The sequence below is a fragment of the Rhodococcus sp. NPDC079359 genome (assembly GCF_040702585.1).
Lineage (GTDB): Bacteria > Actinomycetota > Actinomycetes > Mycobacteriales > Mycobacteriaceae > Rhodococcoides.
Window position 1 is genome coordinate 63,387 of the sequence record NZ_JBFBLH010000014.1, and the last position, 17,634, is coordinate 81,020.

Below are 17,634 nucleotides of genomic sequence, written 5' to 3' on the forward strand. Positions count from 1 at the left end.
TCAAGAACCGACAAACACGAGGTGGGTACGCGCACTGACCAGACCTGCCACCGCATCGGACAAACACTCCTCCGGCACGTCGACGACGACGAGCGCGCCGGTGCTGCGCATCATTCGCTCCGCGACATCGAGTCGGGTCAGGACGTGATCACGCTCGCCGGACCCGGTCAGCCACACCGTGGAACTTGCCCTGCACTCGTCGACGATGGCCGTCGCCTTCTCGTTCCACGCTGATTCGACGTCCACGGAGACCACCGTCGTCGTCGGGTCCTCGCGAAGATCGGACGGGGCGAATCGATCGGAAAACGACCGCCCACCGTGTTCGATGGGCCGCGAGAGGATCCAGCGGGACACATCGGCAGGAACCTCCGAGTCCGCGGGAACATGCGCGTAGCTCGCGATTCCCTTCAACGCCACCTCGGGAGCAGATTCGAGGAATCGCTCCAGACCGACCTTTCCGGCGCGCGTCATGTACGCCACCATCAGTTGGTCCACGGGCAGATCCATGCGCTGCGGAAAGGACTCCCACCACTGTTCACTTCGCACGGCAATCTGCTGAAGGTGTTCAACCGCGGGGCGACGCACCCGTTCGTACTCGGTGAGGGCATCGCCGACGGTCGCAGCCGACGCCAGTGCCGCATCGAGGGCGATGGCGTCCTCCATCGCCAGCTTCGTTCCCGATCCGATCGAATAGTGCGCTGTGTGCGCGGCGTCTCCGATAAGAACTATGTTGTCTACCGACCACTTTCGACACTTGACCGTTCGGAACTGCATCCACCGGGTCCGGTTTCCGATGAGGCTGTGATCCTGAAGAGTGACCGAGAACGCTCTCTCGAGATAGCGCAACGATGCCTCGTCACTGTCGGCCGCGCCTGTGGCAGCAGTCGTGACGTCGAAGCCCGCCCGGGCCCAGGTGTCGAGATCCGTCTCGATCAGGAACGTGCTGCGATCCGGCGCATAGGGATACGCGTGGGCAACAAACGTACCGTGCTCGGTGGTGACGGGTACGAATATGGCGCTCGGTAGTGCGAAATCCGTTCCGCACCAGAGGTAAAGGCCTGTTCCGGTGCTGATGTCGGCACCGAATCGACCGTCGGCCGTACGGGTCGCGCTGTTGATTCCGTCCGAGGCGATCACGAGGTCCACATCTAGGTCGGCGGGTTCACGGCGTTCGCCGAACTCGAGCCGCACTCCTGCATCGCGCGCTTGCTCCTGCAGTACGGACAGCAGAGACGTCCGCGCTATCGCGAGAAGATCACCGTGAGCCAAGCGGGCCGTTCTGTTCCCTACCTGCATCGACATCTCGTGTGAGTACGCCTGAGCAACAATCGCATCGAGTGATGCGGCGTCGGCCTGACGGAGATTCCGCTGCGTCCGTGAGGCGAGGCCGACCCCGAACCCGAACGTGGTGTCCGGTGAACTCTGTTCGTAGACGGTGATCTCCGCGTTGGGTTTGGACAGTTTCAGTAGCCGTGCGGCGTAGAGGCCACCGGGGCCACCGCCGATGACTGCGACGCGGTCGAGTTTCATGGTTGCCTCTCGAGCTTCGCGGCGATGTCGAGCCGCAAACGCTTCTTGTCGATCTTGTTGACGTTGGTTCGGGGAAGCGCGTCGAGCCATTCGAGGCGCTCCGGCCATTTGAACTTGGCCACACCGAGTCCCGTGAGATGGTCCTGCACGTCGGCCATCGTCAACGGGGCCCCGTCGGTGACGAGATACGCGCACGTCTTCTCGCCGAGTCGAGGGTCGGGCATCGCGACGACGGCCGCACCCACGATGGCCGGATGGTCGAGCAGAAGAAGCTCCACCTCCTCGGCGTTGATCTTCTCGCCGCCGCGGTTGATGAGGTCCTTGATGCGACCCTCGATGGAGATGTACCGCTCGCCGTCGACGACGGAGATCGACGCCAGATCGCCGGTCCGGTAGAAGCCGTCGGAGGTGAAAGCAGTCCGATTGTGCTCGGGTGCATCGAAATACCCGGTGATCGTGTACGGGCCACGGCAACACAATTCGCCGACTTCCCCGTCGGGTAGCTCGATCTCCGTGCCGGGATCGAGGATGCGCACCTCGTCCTCGGCGCAGACAGGAGTGCCGACGGTGGTGATTCGAGCGTGGCGAGGGGCGCCTACCGGGGTGACGGTGAGCAGCCCCTCGGACATCCCGAACAGCTGACCCGCCCAATGATCTCCGCCGTCGTCGACGCGGTCCATCAGCGCCGGTGACACTTTGGCACCGGACAGGATCACGTGCCGCAGACGCTCGCGCACCCGATCGAACTCGGGGCTCGACACGGCCTGGTAGTGACCGTGGCCGATCAACACCTCGGTGGCCTCCGCGCGCTCCATCAGGTCGAACGCCGATCCGACGTCGGCGGTCGCGAGTACCAGGCACGCGCCGACCGAATGCGAGGCGTGCAGACCGCAGGCTATCCCTGCGTTGTGCACGATGGGGATCAGATGGGCGACGCGGCTGTCCGCGGTCCATTCGAGCCGTTGGGCGTACATGAGCGCGTTGTTCCAGTATTCGGCATGGATCCGCGGAATGACCTTGGGTACTCCCGTTGTCCCGCCGGACAATTGGAATGCAACCACGTCCTCGGGATCCGTCTCGGCTTCGATGGTGTCGACGAGAGCTCGGGCCTCGGTGGCATCGATGTCGCGGCCAAGGTCCTCCAATCGCAGTCCGTCACTCTCGTTCGCCCCGACCGTCACCACGTGGCGAACGGTCTCGCTCCCTTCTGCATGTTCGTAGGCGAACGAGACCAGGTCGAACGACGGCAGACCGGCCTCGACCACATGCGCGACCGCGCCCACCGCGGCACCGATGTGCGCGATCTCGTGCATTCGGTGCGCGGCCAGTGTGGCGACCGGAACCAGTCCGGCCTTGACGCAGCCGTACCAGGCCAGCACCGTCTCGAGCCTGTTCGTCATCTGGAACAGCACAGGGTCCAGGCGCACCAGTCCCAGTCGAGTCAATCCGGCGGCGATGGCATCGGTACGACGATCGAGTTCGGCGAACGTCATCGAACCCTCGGCGCTGATGATCGCAAGCCTGTCGGGATACCGAAGAGCGATGTCGCGGAAGCGGCGACTCGTGGGAAGTGAGCTCCACGAACCACTCCGGCGGTAGCCCTGCGCGCGATCCTCCGGGTATCCCACCAGCCTGCCGTCCCAGTCCGAATGGGTCGTCTCCGTGGTCACCGTCATCGTTCGGCCACCGCAGGAAGCAATCGAGAGATCTCCAACGAATGATCGGGATGATCGGCAGGAACGATTCCCGAGTACACGGCCGTCCAGCATCCCGGGCAGCACAGCTGACGGAACACGATGGGCGTGTCGACGTAGATGGAGGGATCCGATGTCACCTGCGGCCCCGCCGCCGAGGACGGCCCCTCGTAGCGAGCCAGATCCAGTACACCACTCGACTTCTCGTCACCGAGGAGCCGGCCGCACTGTGCACAGGCGATGACCCGAACGTCCCCGACGGTCACCTCGGACAGGTTGTCGTCGAGACGTCTTGCCAGCGAGAGATCCATGATGGGAGCGTCGGAGTGCTGGGTGGAACGCGTGCGCCGTTCGTCGATCATGTCTCGACGTCGTCGCGCAGTTGCTGCCTCGTCCACCTTTCCCGCGTCGATGACCACGCCGTAGACGACGTTCGCCCCCTCTGCGGTGACCTTGCCCTCCCGTAGGTCCACGACCACAGCCGCCGGATCGCGATGCAACGGATCTCCGTAGCCGCCGCCTCCCTGCCAATGCATGTACAGCACCTCACCGGGAGCGACATAGCTTTCGGCGTAGCATGCGCCGAATTCCTTTCCGCCGCCAAGATCTTCGAGGGCTCCGGGAATTTTTCCCGCTGCGAACTGCTCGATGACGTCGGTACTTCGCGCCAGAATTTCGAGTCCGGTGTTGCCGGGGTACCCGCCGGCGAGGCCGTTGTTCTGCGCCACGGCTTTACCCGCCGAGGCGAGGACGAGGCCCATCGGGAGCGAGGTGCCGTACGGCGTCACAGCGAGCGATGCACTGACGCCACCGCGTTGACGACCGGGTCCACCCGAGTCGGGCTCTTCACGACGCCACAGTGTGAGCAGCGGGTAGAGGAACTCGGTCATTTCCGTATCGGGGATGCGCCCCATCGGAATACAGAAGAGGCCTCCGGTGTCCATGCCGTCCGCGGTCGGGCGTGCGCCGTAACCGCCTGCCATCGGTTCCATCATGATGTTGAGGAACGGAACGGGTTGTTCCCCGCGTTCGTCGAGGCCTGCGATCACCGCGGTGTCCCAGGTACCGCAGCACGCAGCCTGCACGCTCTTGCCGAGGTCGACCGATCGGTCGAGCATCTGCGACAGGCATTCCGCGATGAGGGTTCCGGTCAGCCAAGCGGGTCCGATGGGACCACGGCTGACTGCTGCAGGGAAGCTCGCGTTGTTGATGGTGCCCTCCTCGGACACCAGGTCGAAGCATCGCATCAATCCGCCTGCGGACCAGGGAATGTCACCCGCGAGGATCGGAAGCAACGCGAGCATGACGCCGCCGCGCATGCCTGCGTACGTGCAGTTGATGACGCCCGTCTGCTTGTCGGTGCCGGTGAAGTCGAACGTGAGATGGTCGTCGGTCTTGCTCATCGCGACGGTGATCTTGTGAACCTCGCGGTCACCGGTGTGCGACTGGTCCTGGTAGCCGGTGGCCTTCCATGTCCCGTCGGGGAGAGAGGAGAGCTTGCTGCGCAGTCGCCCTTCGGCGTCGGTCATCATGCGCTTCATGACGGCTTTGACGGTGTCGGCACCGTACTGCTCGATGACGGCGAGCATGCGATTGCGGCCGACGGTGTTCGCGCCGATCTTGGCGCGCAGGTCGAGCCCGACCAGCATGGGAACACGGGAGCGTCGAACCCAGAGATCGGCGACGTCGCGCTGTAGCTCGTAGTCGCGGACCACCTTGACCGGCGGAGTCGGAAGCGATTCGGAGAAAACATCTTTCGCCGACGGGTCGAACGATCCGAGGCCGGAACCACCGAGATCGGGTTCGTGGCAGATCGCGCTGGTCCAGGCGAACAGCTTGCCCTCGTGGAAGATGGGTTGGTAGACGATGACATCACTCTGGTGCAGTCCCCCGCCGACCCATGGATCGTTGCAGAGGAACATGTCTCCCTCCACGATCCCCGGGTTGGTGGCGCGGTGTTGCAGGGTCCAGTAGATCGCCAGGTCGACGGCTCCGACGAGCATGGTGTTGTAGAGGCCCACCTGAACCTCCTGTCCCAGTTCGTCACTGATCGCGAAGTCGAAATCGTTCGCGTCGGTGACGATGGGTGAGCCGGACATTCGTTTGAGTGCCTCGCCCATCTCGTCGGTGACAGACCAGAGTCGGTGACGGATGACCTCGTAGGTCAGCGGGTCGAGTTCGTCGATCTGCTGCTGGGTGACGGTGTGCACCGGCAGCGTCGGTGGGAGCGTGCGGGCGAGGGCGTCGGGGTCGACGGGGCGGGACGAGAAGATCTCGGACCCGGGAATCGCTGATGTCATGTTCGGTTCTCCTGTGGTCTCAGCCGGCGACGATGTTGAGGTTGCCGAGGCGGTCGACAGTTCCGGTGGTTCCGTGCGGGACGACGACTGTGGTCGTCGGGACTTCGACGATGGCGGGACCGGCGAGCACGTGCCCGGCGGCGAGCTTGCTGTAGTCGTAGATGTCGGTGTCGACATAGCCGATTCGACCGTCCAAGTTGACCTTTCGGGTGCCGATGCGAGCGACCGAGGCGTCGGCGGAGTCGGCCGACTTGAGCTCGGGGAGGGTAGGCGAGAACGGCAGGACGCCGGTTGCACGCACGCGATAGGTGATCGCCTGAATGCCGGCTTCGCGAAATCCGCTGTCCTTGCCGTACAGATCTGCGTAACGCTGCTCGAAGAGATCGGAGGCGTGTGCGACGCTCGCCGAGTCCAGCGAGCCCTCGGGAATGGTTGTTGCAACTTCTGCCAACTGCATCGTGTACCGCATGTCGATTTCACGTTCGACCTGGACAGACGTGAAATTGAGCCCTTGTCGACCGAGGGCTTCGCGGACGCGCTTCTCGAGACCGTCGAAATTCGCTTCTGCGCGAGCAGGATCGAGTGGCATCGCTGCCGGGTCGGACAGCTCGGCCGCGAGCACGATGTTCGACGACGCAAGACCGTAGGCCGAGAACGCCGATGCCACCTGCCCGAGCGGAACGATGACCTCCTTGACGCCCACTTCGGCTGCATAGGCGGCGCAATGTGATGGGCCGGCTCCGCCGAACGCGTAGAGAACGAAGTTGCGCGGGTCGTGCCCGGCTTCGACGACGGTCTTGCGCAGCAGGTCGCCGGTCTGTGCGTTCTGGACGGCGTAGATCGCGGCGGCTGCGTCCTCGACCGACAGACCGAGCGGTTCCGCGATGCGGCGTCGAATGGCCTCGCGCGCACGCTCTTTGTCGAGTGGTTTGCGTCCTCCCAGCAGACCGCGCTCGGGGAGAATCCCGAGGACGAGATTGGCGTCGGCATTGGTGGGTTCGGTGCCGCCCTGCCCGTAACAGGCGGGTCCGGGTACCGCCTGGGCGCTGTGCGGACCGATCTGGAGGTTGCCACCCGCATCCACCCACGCTATGGCACCGCCGCCCGAGCCGATGGCGTGCACCTGCAGGGTGGGGACATTGATCGGGTGGTGGTTGATGATGGTGCTCGACGCACGCACCGGCTCACCGTCCACGACGAGGCCGACGAGGAAGGTGGTTCCGCCGACGTCGGTGGCGATGATGTTCTTGTGACCGAGCTGCTTTCCGAGCGACACCGCTCCGACCACACCGCCGGTCAACACGGACCCGACTGTGCTGATGGCGTTCTTCGGGGCCTCGGCTGCGGCAACGGCACCGCCGTTGCTCTGCATCACCAGCAGTGGGCCCGCGAGATCGAGGGCACGTAGCTTCTTTTCCAACGAGCCGAGGTAATCGCGCAACCCCGGGCCGATCTGGGTACTCATGATCGTGGTTGCATTACGAGCGAACTCGCGGATGCGCGGGCTCACCTCGGAGGACAGCGAGACGAACATGTCGGGGTCGATCTCGTGCACGAGTTCACGAATGCGCTGCTCGTGCACAGGGTTACGGAACGACCAGAGCAGCGAGACCGCGATGCCGGAGACACCGTCGTCGACGAGGCTTCGGATGGCGATACGTGCGGACTCTTCGTCGAGGGCTACGACGACGTTGCCGTCTCGATCGAGGCGTTCGGTGACCTCCAGCGCATGCCGCTTGGGAACGAGACCGTGGGACTTGCTCTGCCCCAACACGTTCTGCAGTTGCTCGGGCGAGCCACCGAGGTACCGGCCCTCGACGTTCATGATGTAGATCGAATCGCGATGCCCCTTGGTGGTCAGGAACCCGACCGGCGGGACGTTACCCATCACCAGAGCGTTGAGCGAGGACGTGGTGCCGTGCGCGATGTGGTGGGTGTTCGCCAGCATTTCCTGCACCGGGCATCCGAGTTGCTCGGCCAACGCTTCGAGAACGTCGATGACGCCCTGTGAATAGTCGGGCGGAGTCGAGGGCGCTTTTGCAGCGACCACGGTCCCGGAACTGTCGTCGAGTACTGCGTCCGTGAACGTTCCGCCGACGTCCACTCCGATCACATAGGTCATGCCGGTGTGCTCCTTAGGTCCGAGTCGAAGACGTCCTGGCGTGTGAGAGCGAAACACCCTCGAACACTGCTTACGTCTGCGTCGAGTATTCGACGTCCACGACGACATGTCAAGCACGAATGTGAGTGCTGTCACCCTGCTCGATACTGCCCGAACGGACGCATCGATTCGATTTCCCTGGTCCAAGCCGCTTGACGAATCGTCGCAGACGTCGAATACTCGTCATCAGCGTCAATTACCGAAAGGCAGTTCATGAGTATTCATCGTGTGGGCTTGGTCGTACCGAGCTCCAACGTCACCGTGGAAACGGAGATGCCCGCATTGTTGGCGCGACATCGACATGCCCGGTTTTCGTTCCACTCTTCGCGCATGCGCATGCAGGCCGTGTCGCCGGAACAATTGCGGGCCATGAATGCCCAGCGCGAACGGTGCATCCTCGAATTGGGCGATGCCGGAATCGACGCTGTTCTCTATGCGTGCCTCGTCGCCCTCATGGTCGCCGGGCCCGGGGAACACCAACGGGTGGAGGGGCTCATAGCGGAACAACTCGCCACGGGCGGGTCCGATGCAGCCGTCAGGTCGAGCGCGGGCGCTCTTGTGGAAGGCCTGCGTGCGCTGGACGCCAAGAACATAGTTCTCGTGACGCCGTACATGCGACCGCTCGCGGAGAAGGTGGTCGACTACATCGAGGCCGAGGGCATTCGCGTACTCGATTGGCGCGCACTGGAGGTGTCCGACAACGCCGAAGTCGGCTGCATCCCAGGCGATCGAGTCATGGACGCGGCACGGTCGTTGGATCTCACCGGTGCCGACGCCTTGGTGATTTCCGCGTGCGTGCAGATGCCGTCCCTACCGCTCGTTCAGGCTGCCGAGGACGAGTTCGGCATCCCCGTTCTGTCGGCCGCGACAGCAGGTGCCTACAGCCTGCTCCGTGCGCTCGACCTACCCATCGATCTTCCGGACGCCGGCTCACTGCTTCGGGCAGACGCCGTCGTCACGTCCTAGATCGCCACTTTCGCAGAGAGGAAATCTTCATGTCCGACTTGCCACACAAGGTCCGGGGCGTCGACCACGTCGCCTACCCCACGTTCGATCCGGCAGCAACGGTCGAGTTCTACCGTGACGTTCTCGGGTTCCCCGTCGTCCACTCCATCTGCGCAGCAGGATGGGGCCCGGAGAAGCATCCGGACTTCATCCACTTCTTCTTCGACATCGGCAACGACGACCGACTCGCGTTCTTCTACTACTTCGGTCTCGAACCGTTCGACGGAGGACCACAGGGTGATTCGTACTCGCGCTTCGCCGAGGACGTACCGATCTTCTTCATCCGCTCGCGTCATCTCGCGATTCACGTCGACAGCGAAGCGGACCTGATGGAATATCGGCGACGGTTGGACGGCAGTGATTGGCCCGTGGAGATGCAGATCCAACACGAGACGATCGAGTCGATCTACACACACGATCCCAACGGCTACATGATCGAGCTCACCCGCGCGATGCGTCCGGTCACGCCGCAGGAAGATCTCGACGCGAACCTGACGATCGACGCTCTGATCGACATCGTGCGCGGACCCGACCCGAGCATGGCGAACCTGTTGACCCGCAAGGCCGAACTGATCGTCGAACGTGCGGCTGATTGGTCGGCCGAGAACGAGGTGGGAGTGTCGTGACCACGTTGTATGTGCTCGATATACCCGAGAACACCAGTATCGCCTCGGTGGCCGACGTCGACCCAGCCGTACGCGTCGACCACGTCGGCCCGTACTTCCGCATAGTCTCGGACAAGGACATCGTCATCGACCGTCGGGCCACCGGATGCAGGCACGCCGTCTGGTACAGCAGCGTCTCAGGCCTGTCGGAGTCTCGAATCACGCAGTGGGACAAAGACGCCCTGCGCGTCGAGCAGTCATGACTCGGACCCGACTCGGTGCTGGGCGCTACCTCGATGCGGCCGAGGCACCGACGAACACTGTCACGTCGACGCACGAGCTGACCACTGCCGATGGCGCCAAGGTCAGTGGAGTGTTGAGAACGGTTCCGGGCGCGGACCTCGTCGTTGCGTTGATGCACCCGCGCCAGGATCTGACGCATCACGTTCTCGTGCCAGAGCTGCTTGCACGCGGATATGCAGTGTGGACCCAGGGCACGCGATCGGTGAACAACGACATCTCGCTGGTGCACGAGCAGGCTTTGCTCGACGCCGCCGCCGGGCAGGTGTTCCTACGCTCCCACTCTTTCGATCACGTTGTCACACTGGGTCACTCGGGCGGTGGCACGCTGTTCGCGTTCTACTGCGAGCAGGCCGGGCTCACGCCCGAGGAGCGGCTGGCGGCAACGCCGGCCGGCCGGCCGATCGACCTCGCATCCGCGGAGATGCCCGTACCGGACGGTGCGATTTTCATGGCTCCACACCCGGGACAGGGCGCGCTGCTGCTGCGACTGATCGATCCGTCCGTGGTCGACGAATCGGACCCCATGTCCGTCGACCCGGCACTCGATCCTTTCGACAGTGCGAACGGATTCGTCGAGGCACCGGAAAGCTCCAACTATTCCGCCGATTTCGTTCAGAAGTACCGCGCCGCTCAGCTCGAGCGCGTCGCTCGCCTCGACGTGATCGCGCGGTCACGGGTCGCCGAAGCATCCGAGGCCCGACGGCGTTTCAAGACAAACGGCAACGCCCACGACCGTCGAGATGCGTTGGCACCGCGGATATTGACTGTCTATCGCACCGACGCGGACCTGAGATTCACCGACCTTTCGCTCAGTTCCAACGCCCGCCCCTACGGTTCGTTGTTCGGCCGGCGGCCCGATCTGACGAATTACGGGCTTGTCGGTTTCGCCCGTCTGGCCACCCCGGATGCCTGGCTGTCGACGTGGTCCGGTCTGAGCTCCAATGCCGACTTCGTTCGGTGCGCACCGTCGGTCACGGTCCCGTCGTTGTTCGTCGAATTGACCGGCGATCAGGCGTGTTTTCCGGAGGACGCCTCGAGAATGGTCGAGGCTCTGGGCTCAGTGGACAAGTCTCACGTGGCGATCGAGGGCACCCACTTCGGGGGCCCCATTCGCGATGGCGCGCCCACCGGCGCGTCTCTGGCCGCCGCCGATATCGGTGACTGGTTGTCCCAACACTTCATCTGACCCTCTCGCGAGCGGAATATCATGTCACGTAACACTTTTTCTCCCGTCGTTGCGCTGTGCCTGGCGGCCTTGACGCTGGAGGGATACGACCTTCTGATGTACGGAACGGTGGTGCCGTCGCTCCTGGCGTACGAGCCGTGGGACCTTGATCCAGCGACCGTCGGTGTACTCGGATCCGTGGTGGGAGTCGGCATGCTGGTCGGGGCACTGGCCGCGGGCAGCATCGCGGATCGTTGGGGCAGACGACGCGCCTTGATCGCCGCGGTCGCTTTGTTCTCGGCCGCAATGGGATGTTGCGCAATTGCACCTTCGCCCGAAATGTTCGGAGCAGCGCGATTTGTCGTCGGCGTCGGTGCTGGAGTTCTGATGCCGACCGCGGCGTCGATGCTGATCGAATTTTCCCGCCTCGACACCAGAGCGAGAACGGTCGCACTGGGGTTCGTGGGCACCAGCGTCGGCGGTATCGCAGCGGGGATCCTGTCGCTGTGGCTCGTCCCGGCATTCGGCTTCCGAGCGATGTTCGCAGCTGGGATGATCCCGGCGTTGTTGATTCTGCCGATGATGATCGGATACCTCCCTGAGTCGCCCGCCTTCCTCAACGCGCGGGGTAGGACGGATGCAGCACAAAGGATCTCGACTCGTTACGGACTCGAGGACACAGTCGAGGTTTCCGGTGGTGAGCCGACATCGACAGATCGCGGAATCGGTGCGTTGTTCACCGCGAACCGTGCGCGAGTGACGCTGTCCTTCTGGGTGATGACCCTGCTGTGTCTGCTCGTGTTGTTCGGCGTCGCGACCTGGTTGCCTGCAGTGATGCGATCGGCCGGATACCCGCTCGGTGCCGCACTGTCCTTCCTGCTGGTGCTCAACGTCGGCGGTGCAGTAGGCGCACTCGGCGGTGCCTACCTGGCCGATCGGTTCGGCATCAAACCGGTGACCACCCTCGGATTCCTCTGTGCAGCAGTGTCGTTGGCATTGATCGCGACCACTCCCCCGATCGGGATCGTGTACGTTCTGGTGCTGATCGCAGGAATGGGAACGACCGGGACGCAGATCCTGCTCAACACCTTCATCGGAAGTTACTACCCCGTGTCCTGCCGGACCACAGGACTGGGCGTCGCACTCGCGGTGGGGCGACTGGGCGCGATCGTGGGGCCCACCTACGGTGGACTGTTCGTCGCCGCGGGTGCGGGAACCAGCACTCAGCTTCTGGCTTTCGCCTTGCCGGCGATCATCGGAGCCGGGGTGACGATTCTGATTCCGGCGGGACGACAGCTGCGTAGCGGCCGAGCATCTACGTCGGAAGGTCTACACCAGGTACCCGAGGCAAAATGAGTGCATTCACGATCGGATTCACTTTCCGGTCCACACCGGATCCCGTTTCTGCATGAAGGCCATGATTCCCTCGACAGTGTCGGCCGACCGGCTCAGTGACTCCAGGGCCTGTTCGCTGAGTTCCCAGCTGCGGGCTTCCGTCTCGATCTTGCCGTCATTGATGCCGCGAGCGACGCGCTTGCTCGCCTGAACAGCGAGCGGTGCGTTCGCGGAGATGACGTCTGCGAGGGCAAGAGCAGTGCTCAGCACTTCGGCCTGAGGAACGACGCGGTTGACCAATCCCCACCGGAGCGCGTCCTGGGCGCTCATGGCGTTCCCGGTCAGCAGTAGCTCCAGCGCGACGGCACGCGGCAGGGCTGTGGTCAATCTGAAGACACCGCCCGCTCCGGCGATGAGACCCCGCTTCACTTCGGGAAGTCCAAAGGTCGAATTCTCGGCGGCTACAACAAGATCACCGGCCAATGCGAGTTCCGTCCCACCGCCCAGGGCGCTGCCGTTCACTGCGGAGATCACCGGTTTCGCAATATGGTGTTTGACGATTCCGGCGAAACCCCAGTGCGCGGTCTCGGGTGGGGTCACCCCCGCGGGTCCGGATGTGCCGAGAGCTTTCAAATCTGCGCCGGCGCAGAAGATTTTGTCGCCTGCGCCCGTCAACACCACAACTCGAATGTTGTCGGTCTCCTGTGCAAGCTCCCACGCCGCGCCCAAACCGCGGTGCACATCGGCGTTGATGCTGTTGGCTGCCTCCGGCCGGTCGATGGTGACGACGAGGGTGTGTCCCCGCACTTCGGTGAGTACTACTTCGGACACGTCGATCCTCATTTCTTCGGGCCGTGAGACCCCACAACACTAATTCAGACAGTCACTGTCTGCAATGGTTCGGTCGGTGACCCGGTCGTTCAACAGCTAACTCAACGCTCGCAGAACGGTGTCGACGACCACTGTCGAGTGGTCAACGGCAGCAGTGGTTCTCGATCCTGAGTGCGCCTGCGAGAAGAGCGCGCGCGCCAACACCGCTCCCGTCACGAGTTCGAGCAGTAACGTCGTCGACGTGCCCTCGGGCAGCTCTCCTCGCGCGACAGCCCGGCGGACGATGCGTCGAGCAGTGACGAGACGGCTCTGGTTGAGAGTGTCGGTGAGATGGGACAACAGGTCCGGATTCACCCTCGCGTCGAGAGTCACCCGTAGCGAGACCAAGCCGGAGAGCTCCCCGTAGCCGACGGCCAATTGTTCCGCGAGCTCGACGAGGTCCCCACGGACCGATCCGGTGTCGATAGGCGTCGACAGCGGCGACCGAGCTTCGAGCGCCTGGACCAGAAGTTCTTCCTTGTCGGCCCAGCGGCGGTAGAGCGCGGCGCGGCCGACCTTGGCCTGCCGCGCGACTGCGTCGAATGTGAATCCGCGCCAACTGGTTTCCCAGTACACCTCGAGCACGGCGGTGTACACGCGGTCCTCCATGTCCGCGTCACGGGGCCTGCCCGGTCCGCGGGGAGAATCTTCAGACATGACTGCATCCTCTCACCGGTCTGCCGGCCGAACGCGACGGCTACATGCAGAATTCGACGGCAAGGTTTCCCTCGTTGTCCACCAGGTCTATTCGGCGTCCGACAGCCGACTCGTTCTGCACGGACACGAGGTCGTGAAGCATCGTTGCGAATTCACGTCCAGCTCGGCCCGCTACCCGCGCCCCATCGTCGGTGGCAGCCACGACAAACGCTTGCTCCGGCAGACCGCTACGGTCGTATGTGACCGTAGCCGTCTCGATGGTCGCCGTTCCCGAGTAACCGTGCACGACGCGTGCCGGCGTACCCGACACATTCATCTGCTCCGGGTCGCCGATGTATCCGTCGCGATGAGCTCTCGTGGCCAGCAGCACCACGTGCTGGTACGTCAGATAGCCGCCGTTTGCATGCACCAATGCGACGCCGGAACTCTTGCGCAGCAGTCGCGTCGATTCCGCAATGGCATGGAGAGAATAGCTGCTCAACGGCCCACCGAAGAACGAATGTCCGCCCAGGACAGTGGGAGTCGCCCCCTCGGCCAGGCCGAGCTCGTCGGCCAACAGGTTCGGTACGATCGGGAAGCAGCTGTATGCATCGATGAATGCCAGGTCCTCGCTGGCCACCTCGGCCCTCGACAGTGCCCGCCGCACAGCCGCACGAAGAGCTGGTCCGTCGTCGAACACCGGGCGCGCCAACACATCCGGATTGTCGACTGCACCCGCGCCACCCCACAGGTACACGATTCGGTCCTCTGCCACACCGGCCTCGCGGGCGGTCGCCAAGGAACAGACCATGACCGCAGCTGCTTGATCGACGAAGGGCATTGCGTTCATCGATAGCGGATAGCAATCGGACACAGAACGATTCGATGAACTGACGGTGCCGATGTTTTCCGAGGTGCGTGCAACAGGGCTCCAGGCAACGGGATGTTCGGCCGCAATTGCCGAGAAGCGGGAGTACATGTCGGCCGATTCGCGCAGGCCCTGGTCGGGGTTCAGTCCACGGCTGTGGGCACGAGCGTTCTCGAAGAGCGGGTAGATCTGTACCGGTGCCAGGATTCCTGCTCGCTGCATTTCGGCGCTGCCGAGGTCCTCGGGCGAGAACGACGGAGGGCCTCCCGGCGCGGTGGTCCAACCCGATTCACCGGGGTCCTTACCCGCTTTCATCAGGGCTCGGACGGAGGCCTGCGCCTCGCCGCCCACCACCAGCGCTGCAGTAGTGCGTCCTTCGGCGATATCTCGACCGACCTGGTCGAGTAGGCGCGCGGGGTGATGTCCACCGATCGTGCTCGAGAAGCTGGATGTGAGGGTGACGCCCAACCTCTCGGCGACCAGAGACGGGAGATCGGCGTAGTTCCAGCTGGTGGTGCGAACTGCGTGTATCGCATCGACCTGCGCGCTCAGACCGGGCGCTCCTGCGTCCTCGATCGCTGCATCCACAGCGCGCAGCACGAGATCGAGCGGTTCGATGGTGCTCTGCGGAGTGCCGTCTCCTGTGAACTTCAGGTCACCCACGCCCACGATAACCGGGACTCGTTCCGCATTGATGGACATGCACACAGCATATACAGACAGAAAATGTCCGCAATGCTGCGCAATTCACTCGGCCATAGACGGAACGGCTATGCAACGCGCCGCAGGGCTGCTTAGACCGGACGCGTTGTGTATCGACCGACTGACTGTCCGGTAACGCGTGACTCAGTACTCACAGAGCAGTGCCACCGGCCTCGATGTCGCGATCTGTTTCCGCGACAGAGTATTTCGGCAGGACCCGGCGCATGATGGAACGTGCCGCAGCGACGACGGTCAACCGGTCGTGTGTCAGTAGGAACGCAAACCGACGGTCGTGATCGAGACCGTCGTCGCCGAGATCGCGGGCTATGAGCGCAGCGCAGTAGTGAGATCCGACGATCGTGATGGTCCACTCGCCGACGAAACGCTCATCGGGATGAAGTTCCGCACCACGCACACCTGCTGCGGGTTCGGTGTCCATCCCGACTCCCAAGGCCGCCACGAACGGGTTGACGGCGGCCAGCCTCGCATAGCGGTCGGCCACCGACTGCGTGAACCACGCCGAGTCTTGAAACGCAGCCTGAATGGTGAGCGGATCGGGCATGTGGCGCGCGTGATCTTCGAGTTGCCGGGTCAACGCCAGTAGCAACGATTTACTACCCACCTGCGCCGATGAAGTCGTCAGGAGGTCCGACGGAACCGAGGGCACCGCTGTGTCCGCTCGCGCGTGCGCACCTGATTTCACCGACAGGATGGGCCGGGCGGAGATGGCACCCGAGTGCTGCCGGTTTCCGAGGGTCGGAAGCGGCGCGGGACGGCCGAGCATCCAGCCTTGTCCGAAAGTGGCTCCGAGCGCGGTCGCACGGTCAAGGTGGGCGTCTGTTTCGATGCCTTCCGCAACTATCCGCGCCCCACTCGACTCCACGTACGCAGCGACGGCGAGGACGACTGCAGCCTGCTGCGGCGATGGATCCGACTGCGAGAGAGTGTAATCGAGCTTGATGATGTCCGGGGCAACGAATTCCAGCAGAGCGAGCGAGTCGGGATGCGATCCGACATCGTCCAGGGCAATCAGACAACCGCTCTTTCGTGCACGCGCCACCGTTTCGAGTAGCTCTGCAGGGTTGGCCAACAGTGAGCGCTCGGTGAGCTCGACTACGACATTCAACCGGTTCGCAGCCATACCGATGATCTCGCGCGCGTACGCGGGAACGATGCGCGAGGATTGCGGCTCGATATTGATGAACAGCGAAACATTCTCTGGCATACCGGCATCGAGTGCGCCGGTCATCGCAGCGCACCGGCAAGCCCAATCGACCTCGTCGATCACTCCGCATTCGGCAGCACTCGCGAACACAGCACCGGGGTCCACCGACGGGTGGCCCGGCCACCGTGCAAGAGCTTCGTAGCCGACTACCTTGCCACTGTCGAGTTCGACGATCGGTTGGTAGTGCGGACGAACGGACCGAGGATCCGCGAGGATGCTGCGAACGGCGCTGGAAGTCAAGGTTTCCTCGTGCTCCTCTTCATCATGATCGGGCCGGTCGGTGACCAGGAATCGCGTCTGCGGCCGTAGGTGGAGCAACTGTGGTCCGGGAGGCACGGCGCTGGCGGTACAGCTCCCTGTCTGCATTTTCGATCACATCGGCGACTGTGTCCCTCTCGCGCGCGAACGCGATGCCACATGTGATCGCTATGTCATCGCTTTCGCGAAGTCTCGCTTCGATTGCATCGGTGGTGTCGTCGATGTCGAGAGCAGCCGGACCGAGCACGGAGAAGATGAACTCGTCACCCCCGTACCTCAACAGGGTGTCGTCGCAGTCCAAATGATCATCGATGACCTCGGCGACCCGTCGGAGTATGCGATCACCGGCCGGATGTCCGTCGGTGTCGTTGATGGTCTTGAGGCCGTCCACATCGACAAAACAAACGACCATGGCGGTACCCGAGTCGCGGGCGATACCGAGGCTGCGTTCGAGTTGACCGATCCCCGCGTCCCGGCGGTATGCAGAGGTCAGGTCATGGGTGGCCGAAGTACGGCGATCATGCGCTGCTGCGATCCGATCCTGGCGCGACGCGGACCTATCCGCGCCGGCCCGGGCACGGTCACCGGCCGCGGTGAGCCGATACGCTCGGCCCCGCCCGTGGCACTGATCGTGTGATCGGTCGTCACAATCCAAGCTCAGGGCCACCGCATCACGGGCATCAGCAGCACGGTCGGCTCGATCGGCTACGGCGTCGCGAGCCGCTGCCGCGACGTCACGATCGTCACCGGCATCCGGCACGGGCCGAACGCACGGGGGCGAATGGCTGCACATCCGAGGCACAAGCAACTCCTGACAATTCGACACCTCGCACGCAGTGAACGACTGTCGCGGAAGTAGGCGCACACGGGCCCCCGAGCCGTTACTGAAGCCTACGGCGAGAAACTACGCCGCGCTGACCGACAGCCCAGTTCAGGGTCGAAGCCGTCGGGCCGAATCGGTCCCGTGCTATGTACGG

The 17,634-nt window shown here is 63.7% G+C and carries 14 protein-coding genes; 5 read left to right on the forward strand and 9 right to left on the reverse strand.

Features of this window, described 5'->3' with window-relative positions:
• From AB0362_RS24080 to AB0362_RS24095, 4 genes are read right to left on the reverse strand one after another with little or no spacing between them, the layout of a single operon-like run.
• Complete coding sequence (locus AB0362_RS24080; protein ID WP_317810837.1) at positions 1 to 1,530, reverse strand: FAD-dependent monooxygenase; 1,530 nt, start codon at positions 1,528 to 1,530, stop codon at positions 1 to 3.
• A complete protein-coding gene (locus AB0362_RS24085; RefSeq protein WP_317810836.1) occupies positions 1,527 to 3,206 on the reverse strand; it encodes an AMP-binding protein in 1,680 nt (559 codons plus the stop codon). The genes AB0362_RS24080 and AB0362_RS24085 overlap by 4 nt, the downstream gene beginning before the upstream one ends.
• On the reverse strand, positions 3,203 to 5,524 hold the full coding sequence (locus AB0362_RS24090; protein ID WP_317810835.1) for a hydantoinase B/oxoprolinase family protein: 2,322 nt from the start codon (positions 5,522 to 5,524) through the stop codon (positions 3,203 to 3,205). The genes AB0362_RS24085 and AB0362_RS24090 overlap by 4 nt, the downstream gene beginning before the upstream one ends.
• Positions 5,525 to 5,543: 19 nt before the next feature.
• Positions 5,544 to 7,646, reverse strand: a complete 2,103-nt coding sequence (locus AB0362_RS24095; RefSeq protein ID WP_317810834.1) for a hydantoinase/oxoprolinase family protein — start codon at positions 7,644 to 7,646, stop codon at positions 5,544 to 5,546.
• Between the two features lie 252 nt (positions 7,647 to 7,898).
• On the opposite strand from AB0362_RS24095, the gene AB0362_RS24100 reads away from it, so the two are divergent.
• From AB0362_RS24100 to AB0362_RS24120, 5 genes are read left to right on the forward strand one after another with little or no spacing between them, the layout of a single operon-like run.
• Positions 7,899 to 8,651 carry a maleate cis-trans isomerase gene (locus tag AB0362_RS24100; RefSeq protein ID WP_317532665.1) on the forward strand — a complete coding sequence of 251 codons (753 nt, stop codon included), beginning with the start codon at positions 7,899 to 7,901 and terminating at the stop codon, positions 8,649 to 8,651.
• A 29-nt stretch (positions 8,652 to 8,680) separates the two neighbouring features.
• Positions 8,681 to 9,316: a VOC family protein gene (locus AB0362_RS24105; protein WP_068046735.1), complete on the forward strand. Its 636-nt coding sequence runs from the start codon at positions 8,681 to 8,683 to the stop codon at positions 9,314 to 9,316.
• Complete coding sequence (locus AB0362_RS24110) at positions 9,313 to 9,558, forward strand: hypothetical protein (RefSeq protein WP_068046732.1); 246 nt, start codon at positions 9,313 to 9,315, stop codon at positions 9,556 to 9,558. Before AB0362_RS24105 ends, AB0362_RS24110 begins: the two co-directional genes overlap by 4 nt.
• Positions 9,555 to 10,784: an alpha/beta hydrolase gene (locus tag AB0362_RS24115; protein ID WP_317532664.1), complete on the forward strand. Its 1,230-nt coding sequence runs from the start codon at positions 9,555 to 9,557 to the stop codon at positions 10,782 to 10,784. Before AB0362_RS24110 ends, AB0362_RS24115 begins: the two co-directional genes overlap by 4 nt.
• 21 nt (positions 10,785 to 10,805) lie before the next feature.
• Positions 10,806 to 12,119: an MFS transporter gene (locus AB0362_RS24120; RefSeq protein WP_317532663.1), complete on the forward strand. Its 1,314-nt coding sequence runs from the start codon at positions 10,806 to 10,808 to the stop codon at positions 12,117 to 12,119.
• An 18-nt stretch (positions 12,120 to 12,137) separates the two neighbouring features.
• Here AB0362_RS24120 and AB0362_RS24125 read toward each other — a convergent pair whose 3' ends face one another.
• The 5 genes from AB0362_RS24125 to AB0362_RS24145 form a co-directional block, all read right to left on the reverse strand.
• Entirely contained in the window at positions 12,138 to 12,929 is a 792-nt protein-coding gene (locus AB0362_RS24125; RefSeq protein ID WP_317532662.1) for an enoyl-CoA hydratase-related protein, read from the reverse strand.
• Between the two features lie 96 nt (positions 12,930 to 13,025).
• A complete protein-coding gene (locus tag AB0362_RS24130; RefSeq protein WP_317532661.1) occupies positions 13,026 to 13,625 on the reverse strand; it encodes a TetR/AcrR family transcriptional regulator in 600 nt (199 codons plus the stop codon).
• A 40-nt stretch (positions 13,626 to 13,665) separates the two neighbouring features.
• Positions 13,666 to 15,174: an acetyl-CoA acetyltransferase gene (locus tag AB0362_RS24135; protein ID WP_262498267.1), complete on the reverse strand. Its 1,509-nt coding sequence runs from the start codon at positions 15,172 to 15,174 to the stop codon at positions 13,666 to 13,668.
• Positions 15,175 to 15,325: 151 nt separating this feature from the next.
• Complete coding sequence (locus AB0362_RS24140; protein WP_188078547.1) at positions 15,326 to 16,639, reverse strand: EAL domain-containing protein; 1,314 nt, start codon at positions 16,637 to 16,639, stop codon at positions 15,326 to 15,328.
• Positions 16,640 to 16,661: 22 nt separating this feature from the next.
• A complete protein-coding gene (locus tag AB0362_RS24145) occupies positions 16,662 to 17,450 on the reverse strand; it encodes a GGDEF domain-containing protein (RefSeq protein ID WP_366236172.1) in 789 nt (262 codons plus the stop codon).
• Between the last annotated feature and the right edge of the window lie 184 nt (positions 17,451 to 17,634).

Excerpts from the sequence above, each read along its gene's own strand:
- AB0362_RS24080 (WP_317810837.1), bottom strand. The coding sequence starts at position 1,530 with ATGAAACTCGACCGCGTCGCAGTCATCGGCGGTGGCCCCGGTGGCCTC.
- AB0362_RS24085 (WP_317810836.1), bottom strand. The coding sequence starts at position 3,206 with ATGACGGTGACCACGGAGACGACCCATTCGGACTGGGACGGCAGGCTG.
- AB0362_RS24090 (WP_317810835.1), bottom strand. The coding sequence starts at position 5,524 with ATGACATCAGCGATTCCCGGGTCCGAGATCTTCTCGTCCCGCCCCGTC.
- AB0362_RS24095 (WP_317810834.1), bottom strand. The coding sequence starts at position 7,646 with ATGACCTATGTGATCGGAGTGGACGTCGGCGGAACGTTCACGGACGCA.
- AB0362_RS24100 (WP_317532665.1), top strand. The coding sequence starts at position 7,899 with ATGAGTATTCATCGTGTGGGCTTGGTCGTACCGAGCTCCAACGTCACC.
- AB0362_RS24105 (WP_068046735.1), top strand. The coding sequence starts at position 8,681 with ATGTCCGACTTGCCACACAAGGTCCGGGGCGTCGACCACGTCGCCTAC.
- AB0362_RS24115 (WP_317532664.1), top strand. The coding sequence starts at position 9,555 with ATGACTCGGACCCGACTCGGTGCTGGGCGCTACCTCGATGCGGCCGAG.
- AB0362_RS24120 (WP_317532663.1), top strand. The coding sequence starts at position 10,806 with ATGTCACGTAACACTTTTTCTCCCGTCGTTGCGCTGTGCCTGGCGGCC.
- AB0362_RS24130 (WP_317532661.1), bottom strand. The coding sequence starts at position 13,625 with ATGTCTGAAGATTCTCCCCGCGGACCGGGCAGGCCCCGTGACGCGGAC.
- AB0362_RS24135 (WP_262498267.1), bottom strand. The coding sequence starts at position 15,174 with ATGTCCATCAATGCGGAACGAGTCCCGGTTATCGTGGGCGTGGGTGAC.
- AB0362_RS24145 (WP_366236172.1), bottom strand. The coding sequence starts at position 17,450 with ATGTGCAGCCATTCGCCCCCGTGCGTTCGGCCCGTGCCGGATGCCGGT.